A 22342-nucleotide genomic window follows, 5' to 3' on the forward strand; every position below is an offset into this window, starting at 1 on the left:
ACAGAGATTAAAAGGTTGTGATTGGCACTATCTAAATGAACGCAACCTCATGCAGATGTCTGGAAAGGAGGGATGCAATTGTTTCATACAGCCCTTCAGTGGAAATTTTCGGCTTTAGATAGAGGTCTTCTTTTGTTATCAACATTGCGCATGCCTCACAGCCAGAGTAAAAACTAAATGCATAGAGAGATGGGATATAAAAGGAAATTACATTTACATTGTTTGTTCGTAGATATTTGACATCGTTTTCAAGGATGAGATACGGGGTGTCCACAGACCCAGCTTTTGCCTCGCCAGCTTTAATTTCCTCCATCTCTAGGATAGCTCTCAAAAATTTGTGGATACGGTAACTAGCATTGATTTCCTTTCTTCCACCTGTGTAACGATAGGAGGCCCCATCTAGACAAGCCGCACTTCCCACAAGGAAAATTTTGCCTATGCCTGTACCTATTCCTATTCCCTCAAAAACACCAATGAACATTTTGGCTCCAAGATGTCTAAGTACCTCGATTTCTGTGAGAAAAGCATGGGCCGGAGGCAGAGCCATGACTATTGACACATCAATTCCAGGCAGATTCGCAAAATAAAGCTGGGCTTCTGCATCATAGAGCCAGTCAGGACTTCGCTGGGCGTTCAATCCCTCGACAAGCAGTTGATGGAATTTGCGGTTTTCAGTGAGCACAACCACCGGCTTCACGCCCACATCCTCTGCTCTGAGTCGTTTTTCCTTCAGATATCCAAGCACAAGCTCATCAATTTTCCTTAACGAAGGATTGTACATTTATGCCTTGATTGGCTCATTGCTATAAAAATTTACGGTGTGTCCCTGTTGGTTGGGATAAATTAGATAGCTCCTTGACCAATTTTCAAAATAAGGTATCAGCAACTTTATGCTCTACACTTTTTCAATCTCTTTCTTTACTCGCTCTATCCATGCTCTGTTTTCAATTTTCTCAAAGAAAGTCAGCGTCTCCATGAGTAACTCTTTTTCATTTTTAACCTTCCCTAACTCGAACAGGATTTTGTAATACTCGATATCCAATCTGCCCACTGTTTCATACATGTCAATTGCCTTCTTTAGCTCGAGCTCTGCCTCTGCGATTTTTCCCTCACTTGCAAGGAGTATGCCAGATACAGACAAAAACTCCGCATCAATAGGTTTCGCAGCAAGTTCCACTACAAATTTCTTTGCCTCCCTAAGCATCTCATTTGCAGATTCAAAATTTCCCATACCCACATAACACCTAGCGATCCCCAACAAACTCTTGCAAATCTCAGATTTGTCTTTAACTTCCTTCGCAATTTCAAGGGCTTTTTGCAGTGCCTCCAAACCTTTGTGAAACTCACCTAATTCATAATGAATCATACCTATGTTGAAGTAGTTTATACTCATGCCCCAAACATCTCCAATCTTCTTCCGTAATTCTAAACTTTTATTATATAACTCAAGTGCCTTTTCGTAATGTCCTCTCATGTAGTAAATACTCCCAGCGTTGTTGTAGCTCATCGCAATGCCCCAAACATCTCCAATTTTTTCCTTCACCTCCAAACTTTTTTTGTGGAACTCTAATGCCTTTTCAAGCTCACCACTTTCGCCGTAAGCAATGGCAATGTTGTTATATCCTGCCGAGATGCCACGCACATCGCCTATCTTTTCAACTAATTCCAAACTTTTTTTGTGGAATTCTAATGCTTTTTCATTCTCTCCTTTCTCATGGTAAACAATAGCAATGTTGTTATAGCTTCCTGCTATTCCTCTTAAATCACTTATTTTCTCACGAATTCTCAGAGCATCAGTGAACAATTGAAGGGCCTTGTCATACTCTCCCAGATACAAATAGCATGTGCCCATTCTGTGGATAACATTACCCAACTCTTTTTCTACTCTCGCTTTCTTAAACACTTGCTCGGCTTTTTCTTGGGCTTCGATTGCGCTTTTATAGTCTCCTTTCCGCTCGTAGATGAGCCCTTTTGCACTCCATACTCTTGCCAATTCAAGTTCAGATTTGGTCGTTTCGGAAAGCACTTGCTCTGCTTGCTCCGCCTCTACAATCGCATTTTCATAATCTCCCTTCTGGATATAAATTTCACATCTCTTTCTATAACTTTTTCCTGCCTCTAATGGCTTTTCTGTGATGAGGGCAGAGATTCGAATTTTAAGAATTTCCAGGGCCTCATCATATCTTCCAGTTAGCTCTAGTACCTCTGCAATTTCACCTAGAACCTGCAGTTTTAGTTCTTTGTAGCCCTCTTCTTCTTTCATTGCCTCTAGCACCGCTTTGTAAAACCTGATGCTTTCTTCATTTGCGAATCTCTTCTTTGCAAGTTTCCCAGCGGACAAGCCATATTCAATAACTTTATCACTGCGCATTGCCTTTGAGTAATGATAAACAACATCCGCTAAAACATCAGCATTCCCAGCTTTGTAATTTTCTTCAAGGATTTGGCCTGCAATCTCATGGTAGATTTTTCTTAACTCATCCGCCATTTCTGCATAAAGCACTTCTCTTATCTTTCCATGCTCAAATTTGTATTTTGATTTCAATGCTCTGATTAGTTTGTGTGCCCGTTCAACGCTCACAAGCATTTTTACAACCTGGATATAAGGGAGCTCAGTTAGTTTTGCAACCATTTGGGATGTGAATTCCTCACCCAGAATACTTGCTGCATCTAGGAGATCTCGTTCTTCTTTCGCTAATCTCTCAATTCTCCTCAAAACAATCTCGTAAACTTTTTTTGGAATTTGCAATGTGTCCAGATGGTAGTGCCACTTTCCGCCCTCTAAATACAACTGCTTTTCTTCATACAGGTTCTTCAGAATCTCCACAACAAAGAAGGTGTTGCCCTCTGTCTCCCTGTAAATTTTTTCTGTAAACTCCTGAGCAATCTCAGTGCCAAGCACACTGCAAATCAGGGCATGGCATACTTCCTTGTCCAGCCGCTTTAACTCAACCTTTTCAAGTAACTCCTCTTTTTCCATCTTCTCCATTGCCTCAACGAGGGGGTGCCTCTTTTCATCATGCTTCGCTACAATCTCCTCAATTCTGTAAGTGCCAACAATAAGAACCGCATTTTTTCTTGTGTTCCTGGCTATGTAATGCAACATCGCTAAACTTGAGGGGTCGCTCCATTGCAAATCGTCTATGAAAATCAGCACTGGCTTCTGCTCTGCCTTTCTTTGCAAACCCCTTGTAACATTCTCGAACAAATTTGCCTGTCTTATTTTTGCATCCTCCTCTGCATAATCGACGCCTTCGTATTTTCCTCTTAAAAAGAGGGTTTTGAGCTTGTCCTCAATTGCAGCAATTTGAGAGGCCTCTATCGTCTCAAGCCCTCCACATAACTCCTTTTCAATATCTTCCAGAATTTCCCGCAGGTCAGAAATCAGATATTCATTTTCTCTCCCAGTGGTAACTGCCACAAGGTTCAGCAACTTGCCAGGTACATTCGTGATGAAAAAATTTCCATAACCCATGTGGCCAATTTGCTCAGTCACCTCTCTTGCCTGCATCTGGGCAATTGAGTCCTTCACAAAGGTTTCCACTGCTGTCACCATGCCCATAAAAATGTCAGAGTCCGTTGTCTCCTTCCGCTCATACTTTGCAATTATTATTCCACCTTTTTTCACACAATAAATTCCCTCTATTTTCGGTGGCTTTGTTTCAGTAAGCAGATGTTCCAATTCTGCGTCTTTCAGAATCTCAGAAATGGGTGTGTAAGGAGCTAAGGACTCAAGAAAGCACTGGCTCCTGAAAACCTGAAATCCAGCTTGTTCTGCAATTCCAATCAATTCCTCAACGAGCCGTGTCTTTCCAACACCACTCTCTCCTCCGATAAAAACGGTCAAGCCAGCTCTTCGTTCTACCTTTTCCAATTTTCCTTTGAGAAACGCAAGTTCTTTTTCCCTTGCTACGAATTCTGGAGGAATGTGAAGTGAAGACATCTGTGGAGTGTAGACGAATTGGATATTTATCAATTTGGTTAAGGACTGCCGGGGAGTAATCAAAGCATGTTATGAATGTAAGAACCAAAATTAGGAGGTCTGTAAAAACCATTTTATACAATCACGAATTTTACTGTTGGATGATTGAGGAAGGGGACATACTGCTCAAGGCAATGCTCTTCATCGCCTTTCTCGGAGGCATATTTATTTGCTCTGCGGTTGTGCTCAGCATTCTCTACTATTCAGACCCAACAATCAGGTTCATCAGCTTGGCCATGGGGATTGTAGGTGCTGGCCTTCTCATAACGCCATTTACCCGTATGAGGGTCCCTGTCTGACTCAGGAACCAGTTATTTGGGCGTTTGGAATAAGAATGCTAGGCATTGCGAAGTTTGTAGGTGTGAATGTCCCATAACAATTTTTTCTTTCCTTAGAAATCACAATTCCTCTGTTCAGATATTCAGCAATGTTCCCGCTTAACATTCCTTGCTTCCTTGGTTTCAGTTCTCCATTCACATATTCAAATACAATCGGGATATTCACTGCGAAATTTCCTGTGATTGGGTTAGCGGTATGGGCTCCGAGTACTGCATATACTACGAGACATGGCGAGAAATCTTTAAGAATTGCCTCATAGGGCGCCTGTTCTGCTTCGATTACAAAATTTCTGAAATTTGGGGATGGCACAGATTTGAAAGTTCTACCAGCAGAGAGCCGCATTGAGCGGATTCCATTCCCGGTGGTTTTCAAATTGAATTCTGCAGCTGTGTAGGCATCAAATATAAAATTCTTTAGTATCCCAGCTTCAATCAATGTAGTTTTTCTAGAGGGCGTACCTTCATCATCAAAAGGAGCGGTCCCTAAACTGTTCTCAAGCAAGCCATCATCCACAATGTTGAGATGTTCATCAAGTACTTTCTCATTCAACTTGCCAGCAAAAAGGCTTTCGCCCCTCATTGCATGTTGTCCCTGTAGCATTCCTAGGAGTGTGCTTTCGATTACACTCCTAGCTGCAGTAGGCACGAGCAGGACATTTTTCTTTCCACCCTCTAATTTTTCAGGGTTTCTACCTTCAAAAGCAAGTTTGGCTGCGCTTCGCCCGAGTTCACCAAAATCAAAGTCTAGATCAGGTGATTCTATTTCTTCAAATCCAACAGAGACACTATCTGGAGTAGGTAATGCAGTGGCTATTGAGATTCCACATGCAGAACGGATATACTCTGCACAAAGACCAGATGTGTTCATAATCACGGTTTTCTCGGTTCCATAACCGAAGTGTCCCTCACAAACAAAAATTTCCTTGTTGACAGATTTTACAGCGTCTAGCATTGTCTGGATGTGTTCAGTTGCCTCATCTGAAGAAAGATCTGCAATCTTTTTGCTCAATTTTACATCTACTGCTGGAAAATTCTTCTCAGAAGGGAAAGCGAAATTTTTCAGAGTTTTGCTTGGTTTAGCTGATTTTATGGCTTCTCTGAAACATCTTTCTAGTTCCCTTTGAGTTTTGCCAGTTGTAAAACCGAAGCCGATCTTTCCATCGGCTAGAACGCGGATACCTGTGCCTGCAATTTCCGATGTATCCATGGAATGAATCTTATGAAAATCAATGTTCAGAGTGCTTAGTTTTGTCTCCTGGTAAAAAATTTCAACTTCAATTTCCTTTTTCTTCCCCATATTCAAAACTTTCTCAAAATCCATGTTTTTCAACCTCCACCAACCCTTACATCCCTTATCCTGATGTGTGGACCTCCATCACTCACAGGTACCCACTGCCCTTTACCACAATTTCCAGGATGCCCTAGCATAAGGTCTTTTCCCACTGCATCTATCTGATGGAAAATTGAAAGAATATCACTTGCCAGGGAAAGGTCTTTCAGTGGTTTTGTTAGTTCTCCATTTTCAATGAGAAATCCTTCTTGAGCTGAGAATTGGAATGTCCCTTTTGTTGTGTCCACCTGTCCTCCTCTCGAACCCTTTGCATAGACACCAAATTTCACATCCTTTACCATCTCTTCAAATCCGAAATCTCCTTTTTCAATGAATGTGTTACTCATCCGCACAAGTGGAGGCACAGCGTAGGATTCTGCTCTTGCACTTCCATTTTTCTCCATTCCTAGAAATGTAGAGGTTTCTAACGAGTGAAGATAGCTTTTGAGAATTCCCTTCTCTACGAGAACTTTTCTGCAGGTTTTAGTGCCTTCATCATCGTAAGGGAAACTGCCGTTCTCATTTGGGAGTGTTGGATCATCCACGATGGTAACAAGTTCATTCCCAATTCTTGTATTAATTTTTCCAGCAAGGCAGGAGCCTCCAGCAATCACTGCATCTGCTTCACAAGCATGGCCAAGGGCTTCATGGGCAAACACACCAGATAGCTCTGGATCTGCAATTACGGTAAAAACACCACTTGGTGCGCTCTGGGCATTGAGCTGTCTTTCTGCAGATGCACAGGTCTTCTTTAACTCCTCCTCTGGTGAATATTTTTCAAATATTTCTAGACCACCAGTGCCTCCAACACTTCCTGTGACACTCGCAATCTTACCTTCAGCCCCAGCCACGACCTGGATTCGCATGGCGGTTCTTGGCACTGCAGTCATTATTCTTGCACCATTTATATTGTAAAACTCTGTTTCAATCGTTGATTCGCTGTATGTAAGTGAGAGGTTCTTTACCTTCTTGTAATCTTTAGCCAGCTCCCTCAATTCTTTCATGTAATCTATCTTTTCCTCGATTGATACTGAGTCATGGGGTTTCTTTCCCTTCCACAACACTTTCCCTTTCTCTGTGTTTACATTTTCAAACCGGATAGTCTTTCCTTTTAAACTCTTGGAGATTCTGTAGGCCTCTTCAAGACATTGTTGGGCACTTCTTTTAGAACCATCGGTACTTGAAGCAAAACCAATAGCACCATTGGATAGAACTCGAATCCCGATTCCATGGTCTAACCCGCTAACGCATCTTGTTATTTCATCGTTCTTCATTTCAATGTAAAGCGTTTTGATTCTAACATTTCTTAAATCCGCATAGGTTACATCAGGGCTAGCATACCGATGGAGAAAATACTCCATATTTACACCCGCGAGGAGAGAGGGATAACCCTATTTTACCTTGTCGGTGGGGGAAAAGATATATACCCTTACTTCTTTTCTATCTTGTGATAATTATGGGTTTCACCAAAGTCCCGGGAAAAAATTGCGGCAAAGTGTTGATTTATGCATTAAGCACCTGTGGATGGTGCAAAAAAACAAAGCAGTTTTTGAAAGATAACGGCGTGGAATACTCATATGTAGATGTTGACCTCCTACAGGGAGAGGAGCGGGAGAAAGTTGTTCGGGAAGTTGAAAAATGGAATCCATCCCTCTCATTTCCTACCATCGTGATAAACGATGCTGCCTGCATTGTGGGCTTTGATGAAAAAAAGTTGAGGGAGCAACTGAAGATATGACAGAAATCACGGATGCGGAAGTAGAAAAGCTTTACAGTAAACTTAAAAAGGAGGCAGAGGAATCAGGTTATTTTCTCAATCCTGATATCGAATTTACGAAAGGACTTGTGAGAAGTTTGCTTATAAACGAACAACGCTATGGATACTGGGCGTGTCCATGCCGGCTTGCTGCAGGCATCAAAGAGAAAGACCTAGACATTATCTGCCCCTGCGATTATAGAGATGCAGACCTCAACGAATTCGGCACATGTTATTGTGCGCTTTATGTGAGTGAGGAAGTAGCAAAAGGAAAAAAACAGGTCTCATCTATACCTGAACGCAGAAACCAGAAAAAACTGGTTGAACAGAATACGCCCTTGTTGGGTAATCTAAAATACCCTGTGTGGCGTTGTAAAGTGTGTGGTTATCTCTGTGCCCGAGACCAACCGCCATTAGTATGCCCAATCTGCAAGGCGAAGCAGGAAAGATTTGAGAGGATGATATGATGGAAGGTACATGCAGAGCATCAATTTTCCAGACAAACATTGCATACCTGAAGAAAAAGAAGGGAATTGAAGGACTGCGATTTCTGGATAATTACATGCAAAAACAGGGTTTAAAACTCACAACTGTTCAGATTGAGGAGATGAAGCCTTCCGAGCATGTTCCGTTATCCTCACGGGTGGTATTTCTGGAGGGCTGTCTTGCCCTTTTCGAGAACGACATCGAAAAGCTCAAGGCAATGGGCAGGGAAGCCCCATCTGCTTCGCTTATTCTGAAACTTTTTATAAAGTACTTTGTGGGTCCTAACTCCGCAATCAATCAAGCACCGCCTCTCTGGAGGGAACATTATTCTATTGGTACTCTCAAAGTGATTAAAAACGAAAAAGGAATTGGTGTGCTTGTGTTGGAGGATTTTAATGTATCTAAGATAATGTGTAATTATCTGTGTGGTTATTTTGAAGGTGTGGGGATCTTGTGCAGGGCAAAAAACACAGTTTGTAAAGAAACCAAGTGTGTGCATGAGGGAGCAGAACATTGCGAGTTTGAGATAACCTGGGATGCGTAAAAAAAATTTACAGACACTGAACGAAGTATATCTCCACTTCCTCAACTTTCTCAAAACCCACACGAGTGTACAAAGCAACTGCACGAGTGTTATCTGCTCTGACAGATAATGAAATGTTGCTGACCCCATTTGCAGATGCCCATGCCTTTGCTCCCTCTATCAATTTTCTCCCGTAGCCTTTTCCCTGCAGCTCTTTCTTTACTGCAATAATCGGTATGTATGCTTTTGTACTATCATTTGGATAAAGGAGTAAGAGCACACAGCCACAAAGTAATGCACCCTCAAAGCACCCGAGAAATACACTGTCTTTATTACCAAGAGCGTCTTGCAATGTCCTTTCAACCAGCTCTCTTTCATGAGCATCATCAAATGCTTCTATAATTATCTGGATTACTGGTTTCAGTTCTGGTGGTGCTAGGACTCTCACATTACTTGGCATCGAAAAAGAATGGGAGATATGGAGTGACATCCGATAATATTTCCCTTCATAACTAAAATTGTTCTCCAGAAGTAATTTTCTTGTATCTTCCTCACATGGAGCAAGCCAACAGCACAGCTTTTTTATCCCATGTGCACACGCATACTCCTTCAATTTTTCAAGCAAGATTGAGATGCAATCTTTGTGGTCCTGTAGATACCTCAGAATAACATAATGCCTGTCAAACTGCATCAAAAAGGCAGAGCCAACGATTTTTTCATTTTCTAGAGCGAGAACATGCGAATCCTTGAGATAATTCTCTGATTTGAGATAAATAGGGAGTGTTTGGAGTGCGTCACCTGATGCTACCCAGAAAGCCTCCAGTTGCTTAAGCCATTTATCCTCAAATTGCAGGGTTTCCATTACCAGCCAAGCCTTTCCAGTTCTCTTTCTTCCTTTGTTTCTTTTTTGAATTTTCTGTAGTGGTCTTTGCAGATCCTAAGAGAACCTTTCTTTCGCTCTAGCCCTGAATAAACTTTTGAAAGCTTAGCAGCGGAGACAGAACGCTCTGCCTGATTTTTGCATCCTTCTATCTGGCATTTCTCTTTTTCTTCTGCTTTGTGCTTCATCTCTGGCATGTTTACAACCTCAGATAGGTTTTTATCATGTCTTCAAGGTTGGGTCTTCCAATCTCATCTAGTTCATATCTCACTCTGATAATCGGCTTGTTTACTTTCATCACTCTTTCCAAATTTATCGGTGTTCCTGACACCACTAAGTCACAGGGAATTTTGTTTATTGTTTCCTGAAGTTCCTGTATCTGGGTTTTCCCATAGCCCATAGCTGGCAGCAGATTTTTCAGATGTGGGTATTTCTTGAAGGTCTTCTTTATGGAACCTACGGCATAGGGTTCAGGATCCACTATCTCTTTTGCCCCAAACCTTTTCGCAGCAATTGTGCCCGCTCCATACTTCATCTCACCATGGGTAAGTGTGGGCCCATCTTCCACCACAAGCACTGACTTGCCCCTTATCATTTCCGGGTAGTCTGTGGAAATTGGGGAGCCCGCCTCAATTATGTCCGCATCTGGATTCATTTCTCTTATGCTTGCCTTGACCGCCTCCACATTATCTGGGCTTGCAGTATCCACCTTGTTTATAATCACGACATCTGCCATTCGGAGGTTTGCCTCGCCAGGATGATATTTTGCTTCATGCCCGGGTCTGTGTGGGTCTGCGACCACAATGTGTAGGTCAGGTTTGTAGAACGGAATGTCATTATTTCCACCATCCCACAACAACACATCACATTCCTTCTCCGCCTGCCTCAGAATTTTCTCGTAGTCAACGCCTGCATACACCACAATTCCATTGTCAATGTGTGGCTCGTATTCCTCTCTTTCCTCAATAGTGCACTTGTGTTTATCCAAATCCTCATAGCTTGCAAACCTTTGAACCGCCTGCTCCTTCAAGTCACCATATGGCATTGGATGTCTGACAACAACTACTTTTTTTCCCATCTGCTGGAGAATTTTTGCAACTCTCCTGGTTGTCTGGCTCTTACCAGCTCCAGTGCGAACCGCACACACTGCAATAACTGGCACCGCTGCCTTCAGCATCGTTATTTTTGGAGGTATCAATCTGAAACCAGCACCATTTGCCATGGCAATGGAGGCACGATGCATTACATACTCATGCGAAACATCGCTGTAAGAAAAGACCACTTCATCCACTCCTTTTTCTTTTATCAATTTGGGAAGATTTTCCTCTCCATAGATTGGGATTCCATCAGGGTAAAGCTTGCCCGCAAGTTCTGCTGGGTATTTTCTTCCTTCAATATCTGGTATCTGAGTGGCTGTAAACGCGACAACCTCGTATTCCTCATTGTCTCTAAAGTAGGTGTTAAAGTCGTGAAAGTCCCTGCCAGCAGCACCCATTATTACCACTTTCTTCCTGACCATGATTACCACCTCTGAAATTCTGTTGGCTGATAAAGTTGGGGGTATTTACAGTTTTCTCAGTTTTCGGCTGCATTTCCTCTGAAGAATGATGCATCCTAGTAGTATCAGAATTAACATCCATGGTAAGAGACCCGTTTGCTCCTCAACTACCACATACCAGTCAGTTTTTTTATCTGAATCCACAGGTGCATCCATTATCACGGTGCGGTTTATTCCAATCTGGGTAAGTGGGTCAAATCCAGTTAGATTTACTGGTCCATTGCTCCACTCATTCTGACTTGCAGCATGATTTCCACAGGATGGTGGCTCCCCGCCATTTCCGTCTGTCCAGTTGACAAAATCAATTATTCCATTCGGAGAAATGCCAGAAATGCTCGATGTGGAATCATTTAAAAACAGGAAATCTCCAGAGTTGTTTACTAGCTGGAAGAAGTATGCAGGGAGGGTTACCGTAATCTTAGCCCCTGGTGCCAGGTAAATTGGAGTCGAAAAGGAATTCGCTGAAGTATTCAGGTAGATTTCAGAGAAGGTAACTGGAAAACTATCGTTGTTTGCCAGTACCACTGAATGATTCGCTACTCCAAGCGGAAAAGGATTGAAGACCACACTTGAAATCAGAAGTTTTGGTTTTGAATAGAGTAAGCTGACGCCATACACCGTGGGCGAATTCATCTGGATGGATGTGCTCAATGTAATGTTATACTGGAAAAATCTGGCAAATGGATAGTTTGCAGTGTTCAATGCAAAGGTTTCACTCAACGGCCCAGTGCCTCCGCTCATCGTGCCATTCACATCCTGCCAGGCATGCCATGTTGCATCTGGCAATGATGTGTTACCCCACCTTACCCTCAGGACGAGCTGTGTGCCAGACCAGTGTGTGTCCCTTGTCCATGTTATTGAACGCCAGAGCGAAATTCTACCCGCATCTAGCACTTGAGATACATAGTAACCAGAGAGAGCATAACTCAAATTGGATGTGAAAGTTGTTCTAGGATTGGGTGGAGTGCTAGATGTTGGCTTGGTTATGTTGCCTGCGGTTCCATTTGCACCGTTGTTGTTTAGAGAGGAGGGTGCCCCCACTGAACCTAGACCTCCTGCACCGCCAGAAACATCAAATTTTGCCCCGCTATTTTCACTGTAGGCATTGTCAGCATAAATCCAGATTGCACCTCCACCTCCTCCTCCACCGCCACCCGCTTCATCATCTGTGCCCGCATCGTGTGAGTCCTCTCCTGCATTTCCGCCCTTCCCACCAGAGGCATTTAATTCTGCATTAGCACCAATTGTGACATTGCAGCCCTGAATCATTATGCAGCCGCCTGAGCCTCCGCCACCACCACCTCCAGGTCTGTCCCCACTGACTCCATCTCCACCATTTGTCCCGTTCGTAATTATTCTTCCATTAATATGAATGTTCCAAGCGTTTAGCAGGATAGCACCGCCCCCAGAACCGCCATCACCTCCTGCAGCACTGCCTCCACCTTGTCCTCCACTGCCTCCTCCACCGCCGGAGCCAGGTTTCAGCACGTCGATAGAAGCATAGGCAGAACCTCCTGTTCCTGGTGTGCCTCCTCCTAAACCCCCGTCTTTGGCACCTTGCCCTCCTGTGCCTCCATTCCCAGCAAAGGCACCACCCCCGCCTCCATTACCTCCATAATTGTTGGTATTTATCAAACCACCCCCTCCACCTCCACCATCTGCGTTGGGGGGTGTGCTGCCACCCGGTCCTGTGCCATCATTCCCGTCCTGTCCAGAAGTCCCATCGCCACCATCTGCAGCACCTGGGAGTCCTCCCTTACCACCTTTTCCTGCAAGATAGATTGTGCCTCCTGCCTCAATCTCAATTACCTCAGCATAGATTCTTATCACAGTCAGATAACCGCTTGCAGTAATGTTTCCTGTGCTTGTAATCTTGAGATGTCTGAAGTAGTATGTGCCATTCCAGTATACCGTACCACTTACGGTAAGATTACCATCCAGCGGTGCTGGTACACCAGGACCGCCATACTGAACTGTATTATTTTCCAGCCGTAACGCACCTTTTGTGGTTGCGGTGTAGCGGTCGTTCACAAGCACTACCTTGTTATAACTGCCAGTGAACTCATTCAGGAGAGAAGAGCCATAACTTCCATCACCTCCAACTCTTGTCTGGACCATGCCAACGAGGTAGGATAACTCACATGCATCTTTCTCTCCCAACCAATTTGTCATCTCAAAGTAGAATTTTGTGTCGTTGGTTAGGCCTTGCAACGCAGTTCCCGAAACACTGAACTCTATTTTCCCATCGCTCAAACCATGAGCAATGTTTGGATTCTGGATTTCCTCTGCCTTAACACCATTCTCCCACTTCCATGCCTTTGCACTGATTACCTGCCCATTCCTCCCTTGTAACTCAATCAAATAACCATGGGAAATCATTGCTGGATTGAAGGTGTTGATTGTAGAGTTCAGCAAGTCAATGTAAACTCTTGCCACATCCATGCCCAGATTTTCCTTCAATACAACTGGGCCTACAGGACCCTCCTGTGGTCTAGCACCAAGCACAGGAATTTCGCAGCCAGCCAGCATTGTGCCATCTACTGCCATGTAGAAGTAGGCATTGCTTGCAATTGCACTGGCATACTCTCGCAAATCAATGTTTTTACCAGCATCACCAGGCACATCTACACCTTTCTGCACACCCTGCCAGTCACCAAATGCACCATCTATAACAATCCCAGAAGGCAGAGAACCAAAGTATGCCTTGCCACCATTGCCCACAATTCTGTAGGGCACATTTGTGTCCACGCTGGAAACTGCAAATGTATAGGCAATGCCATCACTCAGGCTCTTTGCCTTGCATCTCACAGTAAGTTCTTCGTTCACTCCCAAATCTTTCTTCGGCAAATCCAGATTTGCATTCTCCACGCTCAAACTCTCCACATGCACCGCCTTGCCCTTTGCAATCAATCTCAGCTCAAGCACATCCTCATTTGCATTCACCACATCACTGCCGATAAAATTCTGGTAAACCACCAAACTTCCTTCTGTTTTTCCCACTAGGGCCATGCCCCGCTTCTCTGCATAAGCACTGCTCTCGTAGTGTCGCATCAACACCAAACTCACTGGGTTTTTCAAGCCAGCAATTTTGGCATAGCCCTCAACAATGTTTGTGCTCTTTTCAACTCTTACCTCGCCAGCATTCTCCCAAGCACTGTAATTCAATTCTGGCTTTGAGGAAGCACTCTGTTCAATGAATCTTGAGGCAACGGCAGAGCGGATTTCACCCGAATAACCAGCAACTTCAATTTTCGCATCAGCACCCAAATTCTCTATTCTGTAGCCAGTGTTGGCATTTGCATCTGTATCCACAAAAATTATCAAAGCATCGTAGCCATTGTTGGCACCGTTGAACAAACTGCCAGATACTTTAGCATAGAAGTAAACTCTATCGTTTTCATAGTAAACACTGTATTCGTCCAGGTTTATATCTGGGTTTGAAGAGGCATCAGTGTCTGTATAACTCGCAATACCTTTCCAGTCATCAAGATTTCCATCAACCTTTATTTTCCCTGATGGCTGAAGGGCATACCATATGACAAAAAGAGAGGAAAGCAGAAGAATTACAACAACACCATATGCAAGTCCTGTCTGGACTTTGCTTCTCCCCACTGGCTTAGGAATTGGCTTGATTTTCTGTTCCTCTTTTCTATCCTTAACCCTCACCTTCTTTTCAATTACAGTAACATTCTTGTCCTCCTCACTTTTTTCACTTCGTGTCTCTTCCTCCTTTTTAAATGCTTCCTCCAATTCCTTTTCAATTTCCTGCAATTCCTTTTCCAGCTCAATGCCAGTATCCTTCAGGCTGTTCATCTTTTCCCCTTCTTCTTCATCTTCCTTCTCCTGTTGCTCCTTCTCCTCTTTGTTTTCTCCATTCCCAGCTATCTTCTTGCTACCGTTTACCTCTATGTATTTTTTTATTCTAATTGCTGTATTGAGTTCCAACCCACCAACCTTCGCAAGCTCAGAAAGCTTTGCTTTTCTTAAATCCTCCATCGTTCTGTACCCAGCTTTCAGCAGGGATTCTATTTCTCTCTCCGTGATTCCAGGGATTTTCTGGAATTCCGCTCTTGCATTTTCCTCTGCTTTATCCATCACACTCATGCTCATCACTTCTTGCTTCCACTACAAAATCACTTGGCAATAAATAAGGGTTTCGTTTCCCAGCATGTTGCCCTAAAATTCATCTGGTTCAATTTGGATATAATTCCAAAGGAGAATTCTGCCCATCAATTCAATATTCTGACTGTGTCTCTTTTTTGAACGCACCACTCTTCCAAATATGTTTTTTATTGCAGAAAATATGCCCTCAATCACTACTCTCTCACAGTACACTTTCTGAAACTCCTTTGGATTCTGCCTTTGGAATTCCACAAGTAATGGCCAATCTCTTTCTCCTTTCTTCTTCGCACTGTGATTGGATTTTACTTTAATAAATGCTCTTGCTCCTAAATTTCGTATGGCTCTAATGAGATAGCGTGCAGCATAGCCTGCATCTCCGATTGCGTTTTTAATCTGGAAGCCATATTTCTTCATACTTCCTTTGAGCTTCTGAAGCATACGCTCACAAATCTTTGGGTCTCCTTTCCACCCTTTACTTACTTTTCCTATTAGAATCAAATTTCGTTCTCTGTCTAGCACAACATGGACTTTTAGAAATTTTCTTTTCTCTGTTTTTGAACCGTTTCTTGAAACTCTCCAGCACCTATATTGAATTGTTGAGTGGCCCGTTGAATCAAATATTATTGTCAGATGGAGACCTGATAGAACCTTTTGACATTCTATAATCATATCTTCAAGATATCTTTCTGGGATGTCTATGATGTGTTCCTGTATTGTGTTAGCATCTGGTACTACTGGTAGAAGCGATTTTTTATTCTTGCAAAGGAAACGAAGAAAACTCTCGGTATCCATGTAAGAAAGGTCAAGAAGCAGCTTGATAAGAATGCAAATCAAGATTACCTTTGGGGGTATAGGAGGTCTTCCTACTGTACCTGGTGGTTTCACAGGATAGGGATTTTCTCGCTTCTCTAGGCGTAGTTTGATGTTAAAGATTACCCTCTCAAACTTAAATGCTCTCATTTTCTTGTACTTTGTCCAGTACCCTGCACACAATCTCTTATATCTCCTGCCCGAATATTTGCTTCTCTTTCTACTCATATCTGTCCCTTCTGGCCTGAGTGGAAGTCGTTCTCAAACTCCCTTCCCTTCGGCCAGTAGGGACATATTTTTTCCCTATTTTTGTTTTTCTGCAATCTTCCAGAATATACCGAAAGTTCTCTGCCAGCATATTTTGCGGGCAACACGGTTTCCCAAAAAATTCACATTATGGTGCAGGTGCTGAGTGCAAAACCAGTCCCAGAAATCTGCACAGTATCTCCCTTTGCCATCAAAGGATTTTTCTGGATGAGAATTAGCATTCCTGAAGTATAAAAAGAGACCAGGACACTATTCCAACCATTACCACTGGAGTAGTTTCCACAAAGATTCCCTGCAGCACTATACAATGTGGCATTAATGGCAAGAGGGGTGCCATTCACAGCCGAAATTACAACAATATTGCTCCCATTTATTCTTGCTTCCGCAGGTGCAGAAACAATCTCTACACTCAAATTTCCATCATTTCGCAGTGTCGCTCGCAGCCCCATTGGTGTTGTCTGGCTCGTGGTTGGGAGAGACATGGAACCCGCAAGAAAGAAATAAAGGGTGGCACTCAGAACCACGGTAATAATAACCAATAGAACCGTGGCAATAACAGGCGAAACCCCCTTCCTTAATTTCAAAAACTTAGACATAAAAAATTGAAGGAAAAAAGTTTTTTGTCTCTACGATACTATGGTAGATGTACTCGTGCTGAAGCCAGTGCCCGAAATCTGGACTTTGTCACCAACACTCAGATAGTTTGCGCCTGAGAGCACAACTCTGATTGTAAACCCTGGTGCCCAGTTTCTACCAGTTGGTGATGTGATAGCTGCACCTGCTGCTGCGCTTCCCACCGATGTTCCTCCCGCATCATATACAGTGACTGCACCTGACACGAGGAGACCACTTGAGGCATTCACTATAACCACATTTGTGCCGTTGAGCGGTGCATTTGCTGGTGCACTATTCACCGTTATCGTTACTGTTTGTCCGTTTACATATTTCGCATAGAGTCCCAGGGGTGCACTCACTGTTCCGGGTCCTGACATCATGCCCATCACCATCACATAGAGCACGGCCGCTAGCACCACTGTAATTGCAACCATGAGGATAGTTGCAATCACAGGAGAAACTCCTTTCTTGTTTTTCCATACTTTCATGTTTTCGTCCTCCCGTAGGCATCTGCCTACAGTAAGAGGCAATGGAGTTTCGGTTTATAAACTTAACCTATGTTCATTCGCAAAATGACGATTTTAAATTCGGCGTTTGTGCAATTCACTTAGAACAACAGCCAGCACTGCACCTGCACTCAATTTTGTGCTGTCAATGTAGATATCGTAAAACTCTTGCTTTGTGTAATCATAGCCATAAATTTCTGCATACCGTTTTGCCTCGCTCTTCTCTCTGACCAACATCTCCTCCATCACTTTCACAACATCCTGTCCTTCCCTACCTGCAATTCTCCTCGCTCTCTCCTCCGCACTCGCTGTGACATAAATTCTGATCGCTTGGATTCCATTGACCTTGGCAAGCACACCAGCAAGCCGTGCATCAAACACAGTATCCTTTGCTCGCTGCATCTCCTCTACGAGCAGCGCATCCAGTGCTCTGTCTATCTCCCAGTTCTTCTCTGCTAATCTTCCGAACTCTTCCAAAGTAAGCCCTCTCTCTGCAGCCTCCCTCCTGAAAATTTCGCCAGCATAAAAATATCTGTAACCGAGTTTCTCGGCCAATGCCTTTGCAAGCGTGCTTTTTCCACTACCAGGTGGGCCACTCACTGTAATTATCATGCTCCTGCCTTTGCCAGAAACTTTTTAAACCGATAATGCTTGATTATTCGCCCGAATACGGTGCTGAACGGAATTGCAAGCAGGGAATAAAGCAAAATCCAATGAGGCAAGACAGTTGCATCAAGCAACGACACATTGTAGGCCCAGGGTACAGAAATGTATTTGTCCACAACCTCCTCATAAACAAAAAACGAAACCCAGGCAAAGGTCACAATTATGAAAAACATTGTAAATGCCATCATTTTCAACTGTCCCTTCATGTTCTCATAGTTCATCTCCATGATTTTCGGCTGGATTTCCTGGAGCTTCTTCATCTTTGATGTATTGTTTGAGCGAAATGCCTCTCTGAATGCCTTATTGTATGCCTCCATGTACTTCTGGAACCTCGCCATTTTTACCCAGTCCATGTATTTCTCACGGATAAGGGTGGTAAAAAGGGTAAGTAGAACGCCAACAAAAAACAAGCTAAGCACAGGATATTTTCCACCAAACCCCACAATTGGATAAAGCACAAGTCCGACAAGCATTCCAAAACCATTTCGCATTTCTGGATCTATAAAAATCATTATAGTAAGCATCACCATGAAAATAAGAAAAAACTGAGAAAAATTGAAGAGAGGTTTCTGTTCCGCCATTACTACTCACCGAAGAACCCTCTGAGCAACGGATGCATTTCCATCAACTGCTCTCTTGCCATTGCCTCGTAGAGGTTTATCATTATACCCACTGTCAGCAGCACACCAGTTCCAGATGCATTACCCACAGTCCCTATCATATCCGCAGTCGCAGCTAAAGCACCTACCGCTGCACCGCTGAAGACAGTCACATATGGAATGTAACGGTCAAGCACTCTCTCGAGTATTCGTGGGTCTCTTCTGAAGCCTGGGATTTGCATCCCCTGCCTTTCTATCTGCTCAGCAACTGCCTTGGAATTCATGTTCGTTGTTTCAATCCAGAATTTAGCGAAGAAGATTGAGCCAATCACCATTGCACTGAAGAATACCACCACATGGGCAAGCACCTGCCAATATGTATGACCTCTCATGTACGCCTCGTACCTCTGCGGATTAAATAGAGGCAAGAGCCACTCATGGAGTCCGTTAACCGTAGATAAGTAGTATGCCCCTCCTGAAATTGCGGTTGATTGTGAGATACCGAGTTGTTCCGCCTGCTCTGGCGTCGGATAGGCGCCAATCCACCACTGATGCCCAATGTAGGGAATTTGGCTGAGTGTTGGATGACTCCAGAGGAGCATTGAGAACATAGCGATGTTGGCAAGTAACGCAGACATCAGAATAACTGGTATGTTTGAAGCATACATCAACCTGATTGGATATCTTCCCCTTGCACCTCTTGCTCTTCCGTGCGCTAGCGGTAATTCTAACCTTGTGGATTCCACATATGCGACAATGAAAAAGATTATTATCGTGCCTATTAATGCAATCACTGGGTTTGGATGCGCTAGAAAGATTTGTTCGAAACCACCATTTGCCAGTTCCCCTGCACTCATGTTTTGAAGCATGTAAATTGTCTTTGGAATTGTCCCAGCTGGTGGATTTGAGAGAGAGAGAGATTGGGTAGTGTTCACAGGTAACCAGTTTAATGAACCTGTAAATATTGCCTGTGCTACACCTGCAGCGATGAATAAACTAATTCCGCTGCCTATGCCCCACTTTGAGACAACTTCGTCCATCAAAAACACAAGATAACTACCTATCACAAGTTGAATCACTATGATTGCCTGCGCGAGTGTCTGTCCGTTACCTGCCGACCATCCGTTTAGCGCTTCCACAAGACCATGAGAAGGTGTCAAATACCCGTAAACTTGGGGTATTGCCTCTACAAAAATCATTGCAATGACGATGAGCTTTTGTGTAGATTGATAGACAGCCTTATCCTCACTTTTAGAAAGGTCAAGGGAGATTATCTTTGCACCCGTGAAGAGCTGCATAATAATTGAGCCGGTGACTATAGGGCCTATGCCAAGATGCATCAGAGACCCCTGGGCACCTGCCATAATTACACGCCAGGAGGCAAAAAGGTCAATGGTTTTTTTCTGGTCCAGCCCAAATAGCATCACATTTGTCATCACAAAATAAAGAATTAGAATTATCGCTACCCACATCATCTTTTTCTTGAAAACCACATGTCCCTCTGGTTTTTTCACAGCGGGTAGCCGGTCTGTAATTACCTTCAATCCGTAAAGCTTGCTTTTCTCACCTGCATACGACCATCCTAGAAACACAAACGTCCAGAGAAAACCCATAAGGATGCCGAAAAAGACCAAAGCAAGTGTTTCTGGGTGCAATGCATAGTAATAAATTACCATCGAAAGCACGAAGAACAACACACAAGGCACAGCGACATTGTAATTTCTCGGGACTTTCTCCTCTTCTGCCATTCCTTACACCTCTACTGCTGCACCTCGCCACCTACGGCCTGCAATTTCTCAAGTGCTTGCTTGGAGCAGGAGTCCACAATAACTCGCAATTTCTTTGTGATTCTGCCTTTCCCGAGCAGTTTGTTAATGCCGAGTGCTCTCAGGTCTGCAATGTACATCCCATTCTCTTCCTTGATTTTACCTTCTGCGACCCATCCATCAAAGTTTTCTTCGATTTCTTGAAGGTTGATTGTCCTGAGCTCTTCCTTTGTCTCTGGTGGTCGCTTGAACCCATGTCTTCCAAAATGGAATGGGCGATATTTGTTCATAGCCATGAATTTGTGCTTATGTAGACCGGCATTTCCTTTGCCTCCTCTAATCCCAGCACCTCTTCCTGATTTGTAGCCCCTGCCATGGGTCCTATGACCTCTGAATTTGTAGGTTCGGCTTGGCATATCTATTCCTCCTTCTTTCCTTTCTTCTTGACATCCACAGCGAGCATCTTCTCAATTAACTTCTCAATTTCCTTGCCTCTGTATCCAAGGGCGCCGCCATCTCTTACAATCCTCTTAACTGACCTATATCCGCCTACTGGTGGATTCAGGCGAAACAATGGTTTTACGGCTCTAAGTTGTTCATATACAAACTCGCCGTTAATCACTGCCTGAGCGAGTGCATAGATTGACTGATACTTTGTGTTAGCTCTCACATACTCATCAGTTATTTTCCTGTTGCCCTCAATTCTGCCCTTGATTAAAATCATTTTTGCGAGGGTTTCTGGCCCGATTTCACCCCAAGTGACATAATCCTTCACTTTCTGGAGCATTCCAAGGTATGCAGGTGTGTTAGGAACAATAACGCAATGATTTGCCCTTGTGAGATGGAGCATTCTGAGTGTGTCCTTTATGTCTCTGTTGGTTTTGCAAACGCCCTTTACCCTTATCACGGCGTACAGCATTATTCTCGCCTCCTTGTCTTACTTTTCTCTTCTTTCTGGGCTTTCTCTTCGAGTTCTTCCTTTATGGTAGTGTAGCCGACAGCACCACTCACTATCTTCAATCTTCTTGCCACATCTTCCGTTACTTTGTACTTGGATGTGGCAGCTAGGGCATTGAAAACTGCATATGCAAAGTTAACTGTGGTCTTGGAATGCCCTTTTGTGAAGCCCCAAGCATCTTCAACACCTGCGAACTTGAGGATGGGCTTTGCCACATCACCTACAGCTAACGCAACTCCACGGGGTGCTGGCTTGAGCATCACTTCTACACTTCCGCTCTTGCCTTTTACGAGGAACGGAAGTGTGTGTGGCCTTCCACAACCGCATTCCCAGGAACCACAGCCACGCTTTATTTCAATGAGATTAAGTTTGGCATTGTTCACTGCCTGCTTTATACCTGGTCCTACTTCCTTGCTTTTTGCCCTTCCAAGCCCAACAAAGCCATCGCCATTACCAACAACCACAGTGATGGCAAATTTGACTCTTCTGCCAGAATCTGTCATTCTCTGCACCATGTTTACATCGAGGACTTCCTCCGCAAGTTCCGGCAAAAGAATGTCTACAATTTCTGGCTCACGCAATGGGAGTTTAGTTGCAAGAGCTTCGCTCATTGTCTTCACTTTGCCTTCCTTCACAAGTTTTCCAAGCCTTGTCTTTGGAATCCAGTCAACCGTCATACCGCACCTCCATTATCAATTTTCTTTTTTATCTCTTCGACCTGATTGGGATCAAAGTTTTTGAGATGCTTTCCGTGAATCCGATATTCGTCAGGAAGCTTCTCCTCCTGATGTGGGATTTCAATACCTGCATCTAGCAACCCTTTCAAGGCCGCAAACACCCTCGCACCCTTTGTTGGGGAGTGAAAACCAATGTCAAGAACTGCCTCCGATACATTGTTTTTGAGAGCTCTCTTGCCAGCGAGATACCCCGCAAGATAGCTTGCAGGTGTGGTATCTGTGTTTCCCTGAAAACCGAACTTCTTCCTCAACTCAAATCCGCTAGCTGATGCCAGGACCTTGTCACCTTTTAGGTTAAATTCAAAAACCTGAACAATGACATTTTTGTTTGTTTTTCTTACGACTGCTCTTGGCAACTCTGAGCGCAGCATTTTGAGACGGAACCTGTAGTCGGTTTTGCCCTCTCTTTTTCTTCTCATCTGAACCTTATATGTTCGGTGCAT

At 43.7% G+C, this 22342-nt stretch carries 23 protein-coding genes and 1 pseudogene; 4 read left to right on the forward strand and 20 right to left on the reverse strand.

Annotation, left to right across the window (positions count from 1 at the left end):
* Positions 1–31: 31 nt before the first annotated feature.
* Both QXD64_02815 and QXD64_02820 read right to left on the reverse strand, forming a co-directional pair.
* Positions 32–781, reverse strand: a complete 750-nt coding sequence (locus QXD64_02815) for a hypothetical protein (protein MEM3396247.1) — start codon at positions 779–781, stop codon at positions 32–34.
* Between the two features lie 114 nt (positions 782–895).
* Positions 896–3943: a tetratricopeptide repeat protein gene (locus QXD64_02820; protein ID MEM3396248.1), complete on the reverse strand. Its 3048-nt coding sequence runs from the start codon at positions 3941–3943 to the stop codon at positions 896–898.
* Positions 3944–4083: 140 nt separating this feature from the next.
* On the opposite strand from QXD64_02820, the gene QXD64_02825 reads away from it, so the two are divergent.
* Positions 4084–4281, forward strand: coding sequence for a hypothetical protein (locus QXD64_02825; GenBank protein MEM3396249.1), 198 nt, complete (start codon positions 4084–4086; stop codon positions 4279–4281).
* 1 nt (position 4282) lies between these two features.
* On the opposite strand, the gene QXD64_02830 is transcribed toward QXD64_02825, so the two are convergent.
* Both QXD64_02830 and QXD64_02835 read right to left on the reverse strand, forming a co-directional pair.
* The gene (locus QXD64_02830) at positions 4283–5641 is read right to left on the reverse strand and encodes a TldD/PmbA family protein (protein ID MEM3396250.1); all 1359 of its coding nucleotides are present in this window, start codon (positions 5639–5641) and stop codon (positions 4283–4285) included.
* A gap of 5 nt (positions 5642–5646) precedes the next feature.
* Positions 5647–7011 (reverse strand): TldD/PmbA family protein, encoded by a 1365-nt coding sequence (locus QXD64_02835; GenBank protein ID MEM3396251.1) that lies wholly within the window; start codon positions 7009–7011, stop codon positions 5647–5649.
* A gap of 95 nt (positions 7012–7106) precedes the next feature.
* On the opposite strand from QXD64_02835, the gene QXD64_02840 reads away from it, so the two are divergent.
* Genes QXD64_02840 through QXD64_02850 form a run of 3 tightly spaced genes read left to right on the forward strand, consistent with a single transcriptional unit; the run spans position 7107 to position 8436 of the window.
* Positions 7107–7388: a glutaredoxin family protein gene (locus tag QXD64_02840; GenBank protein ID MEM3396252.1), complete on the forward strand. Its 282-nt coding sequence runs from the start codon at positions 7107–7109 to the stop codon at positions 7386–7388.
* Positions 7385–7873 carry a ferredoxin-thioredoxin reductase catalytic domain-containing protein gene (locus QXD64_02845; GenBank protein ID MEM3396253.1) on the forward strand — a complete coding sequence of 163 codons (489 nt, stop codon included), beginning with the start codon at positions 7385–7387 and terminating at the stop codon, positions 7871–7873. The genes QXD64_02840 and QXD64_02845 overlap by 4 nt, the downstream gene beginning before the upstream one ends.
* Positions 7870–8436 (forward strand): 4-vinyl reductase, encoded by a 567-nt coding sequence (locus tag QXD64_02850; GenBank protein MEM3396254.1) that lies wholly within the window; start codon positions 7870–7872, stop codon positions 8434–8436. The genes QXD64_02845 and QXD64_02850 overlap by 4 nt, the downstream gene beginning before the upstream one ends.
* Before the next feature lie 7 nt (positions 8437–8443).
* Here the strand turns inward: QXD64_02850 and QXD64_02855 are convergent, their stop codons facing one another.
* The 16 genes and pseudogenes from QXD64_02855 to QXD64_02930 all read right to left on the reverse strand — a co-directional run bounded on the left by QXD64_02855 (position 8444) and on the right by QXD64_02930 (position 22342).
* The gene (locus QXD64_02855) at positions 8444–9277 is read right to left on the reverse strand and encodes an N-acetyltransferase (GenBank protein MEM3396255.1); all 834 of its coding nucleotides are present in this window, start codon (positions 9275–9277) and stop codon (positions 8444–8446) included.
* On the reverse strand, positions 9277–9492 hold the full coding sequence (locus QXD64_02860) for a hypothetical protein (GenBank protein ID MEM3396256.1): 216 nt from the start codon (positions 9490–9492) through the stop codon (positions 9277–9279). The genes QXD64_02855 and QXD64_02860 overlap by 1 nt, the downstream gene beginning before the upstream one ends.
* 2 nt (positions 9493–9494) lie before the next feature.
* Complete coding sequence (locus QXD64_02865; GenBank protein MEM3396257.1) at positions 9495–10814, reverse strand: cyclic 2,3-diphosphoglycerate synthase; 1320 nt, start codon at positions 10812–10814, stop codon at positions 9495–9497.
* 45 nt (positions 10815–10859) lie between these two features.
* The gene (locus tag QXD64_02870; protein MEM3396258.1) at positions 10860–14957 is read right to left on the reverse strand and encodes a hypothetical protein; all 4098 of its coding nucleotides are present in this window, start codon (positions 14955–14957) and stop codon (positions 10860–10862) included.
* A gap of 72 nt (positions 14958–15029) precedes the next feature.
* Entirely contained in the window at positions 15030–16013 is a 984-nt protein-coding gene (locus tag QXD64_02875) for a transposase (GenBank protein MEM3396259.1), read from the reverse strand.
* Complete coding sequence (locus tag QXD64_02880; protein ID MEM3396260.1) at positions 16010–16156, reverse strand: hypothetical protein; 147 nt, start codon at positions 16154–16156, stop codon at positions 16010–16012. The genes QXD64_02875 and QXD64_02880 overlap by 4 nt, the downstream gene beginning before the upstream one ends.
* A gap of 18 nt (positions 16157–16174) precedes the next feature.
* Positions 16175–16534, reverse strand: a complete 360-nt coding sequence (locus QXD64_02885) for a hypothetical protein (protein MEM3396261.1) — start codon at positions 16532–16534, stop codon at positions 16175–16177.
* Between the two features lie 12 nt (positions 16535–16546).
* A pseudogene (locus QXD64_02890) lies at positions 16547–16648 on the reverse strand (archaellin/type IV pilin N-terminal domain-containing protein).
* Between the two features lie 30 nt (positions 16649–16678).
* Complete coding sequence (locus QXD64_02895; GenBank protein ID MEM3396262.1) at positions 16679–17155, reverse strand: type IV pilin N-terminal domain-containing protein; 477 nt, start codon at positions 17153–17155, stop codon at positions 16679–16681.
* Between the two features lie 93 nt (positions 17156–17248).
* Complete coding sequence (locus QXD64_02900) at positions 17249–17785, reverse strand: AAA family ATPase (protein MEM3396263.1); 537 nt, start codon at positions 17783–17785, stop codon at positions 17249–17251.
* Positions 17782–18369, reverse strand: a complete 588-nt coding sequence (locus QXD64_02905; protein ID MEM3396264.1) for an EMC3/TMCO1 family protein — start codon at positions 18367–18369, stop codon at positions 17782–17784. Before QXD64_02905 ends, QXD64_02900 begins: the two co-directional genes overlap by 4 nt.
* A gap of 53 nt (positions 18370–18422) precedes the next feature.
* Complete coding sequence (gene secY / locus QXD64_02910; protein ID MEM3396265.1) at positions 18423–20186, reverse strand: preprotein translocase subunit SecY; 1764 nt, start codon at positions 20184–20186, stop codon at positions 18423–18425.
* An 11-nt stretch (positions 20187–20197) separates the two neighbouring features.
* Entirely contained in the window at positions 20198–20620 is a 423-nt protein-coding gene (locus tag QXD64_02915; GenBank protein MEM3396266.1) for an uL15 family ribosomal protein, read from the reverse strand.
* Positions 20621–20622: 2 nt separating this feature from the next.
* Positions 20623–21120, reverse strand: a complete 498-nt coding sequence (locus tag QXD64_02920) for a 50S ribosomal protein L30 (protein MEM3396267.1) — start codon at positions 21118–21120, stop codon at positions 20623–20625.
* Between the two features lie 2 nt (positions 21121–21122).
* The gene (locus QXD64_02925; protein MEM3396268.1) at positions 21123–21839 is read right to left on the reverse strand and encodes a 30S ribosomal protein S5; all 717 of its coding nucleotides are present in this window, start codon (positions 21837–21839) and stop codon (positions 21123–21125) included.
* Complete coding sequence (locus tag QXD64_02930; GenBank protein ID MEM3396269.1) at positions 21836–22342, reverse strand: 50S ribosomal protein L18; 507 nt, start codon at positions 22340–22342, stop codon at positions 21836–21838. Before QXD64_02930 ends, QXD64_02925 begins: the two co-directional genes overlap by 4 nt.

The organism is Thermoplasmata archaeon (assembly GCA_038874435.1).
Classification (GTDB): Archaea; Thermoplasmatota; Thermoplasmata; order Lutacidiplasmatales; family SKW197; genus SKW197.

Bases quoted from the DNA above. Each gene is read 5' to 3' on its own strand.
- QXD64_02855 (MEM3396255.1), bottom strand. From the start codon at position 9,277: ATGGAAACCCTGCAATTTGAGGATAAATGGCTTAAGCAACTGGAGGCT.
- QXD64_02905 (MEM3396264.1), bottom strand. From the start codon at position 18,369: ATGGTGATGCTTACTATAATGATTTTTATAGATCCAGAAATGCGAAAT.
- secY (MEM3396265.1), bottom strand. From the start codon at position 20,186: ATGGCAGAAGAGGAGAAAGTCCCGAGAAATTACAATGTCGCTGTGCCT.
- QXD64_02895 (MEM3396262.1), bottom strand. From the start codon at position 17,155: ATGAAAGTATGGAAAAACAAGAAAGGAGTTTCTCCTGTGATTGCAACT.
- QXD64_02870 (MEM3396258.1), bottom strand. From the start codon at position 14,957: ATGAGTGTGATGGATAAAGCAGAGGAAAATGCAAGAGCGGAATTCCAG.
- QXD64_02860 (MEM3396256.1), bottom strand. From the start codon at position 9,492: ATGCCAGAGATGAAGCACAAAGCAGAAGAAAAAGAGAAATGCCAGATA.
- QXD64_02865 (MEM3396257.1), bottom strand. From the start codon at position 10,814: ATGGTCAGGAAGAAAGTGGTAATAATGGGTGCTGCTGGCAGGGACTTT.
- QXD64_02930 (MEM3396269.1), bottom strand. From the start codon at position 22,342: ATGCACCGAACATATAAGGTTCAGATGAGAAGAAAAAGAGAGGGCAAA.
- QXD64_02850 (MEM3396254.1), top strand. From the start codon at position 7,870: ATGATGGAAGGTACATGCAGAGCATCAATTTTCCAGACAAACATTGCA.
- QXD64_02825 (MEM3396249.1), top strand. From the start codon at position 4,084: ATGATTGAGGAAGGGGACATACTGCTCAAGGCAATGCTCTTCATCGCC.
- QXD64_02840 (MEM3396252.1), top strand. From the start codon at position 7,107: ATGGGTTTCACCAAAGTCCCGGGAAAAAATTGCGGCAAAGTGTTGATT.
- QXD64_02915 (MEM3396266.1), bottom strand. From the start codon at position 20,620: ATGCCAAGCCGAACCTACAAATTCAGAGGTCATAGGACCCATGGCAGG.
- QXD64_02815 (MEM3396247.1), bottom strand. From the start codon at position 781: ATGTACAATCCTTCGTTAAGGAAAATTGATGAGCTTGTGCTTGGATAT.
- QXD64_02845 (MEM3396253.1), top strand. From the start codon at position 7,385: ATGACAGAAATCACGGATGCGGAAGTAGAAAAGCTTTACAGTAAACTT.
- QXD64_02900 (MEM3396263.1), bottom strand. From the start codon at position 17,785: ATGATAATTACAGTGAGTGGCCCACCTGGTAGTGGAAAAAGCACGCTT.
- QXD64_02875 (MEM3396259.1), bottom strand. From the start codon at position 16,013: ATGAGTAGAAAGAGAAGCAAATATTCGGGCAGGAGATATAAGAGATTG.
- QXD64_02830 (MEM3396250.1), bottom strand. From the start codon at position 5,641: ATGGATTTTGAGAAAGTTTTGAATATGGGGAAGAAAAAGGAAATTGAA.
- QXD64_02820 (MEM3396248.1), bottom strand. From the start codon at position 3,943: ATGTCTTCACTTCACATTCCTCCAGAATTCGTAGCAAGGGAAAAAGAA.
- QXD64_02925 (MEM3396268.1), bottom strand. From the start codon at position 21,839: ATGACGGTTGACTGGATTCCAAAGACAAGGCTTGGAAAACTTGTGAAG.
- QXD64_02885 (MEM3396261.1), bottom strand. From the start codon at position 16,534: ATGTCTCTCCCAACCACGAGCCAGACAACACCAATGGGGCTGCGAGCG.
- QXD64_02835 (MEM3396251.1), bottom strand. From the start codon at position 7,011: ATGGAGTATTTTCTCCATCGGTATGCTAGCCCTGATGTAACCTATGCG.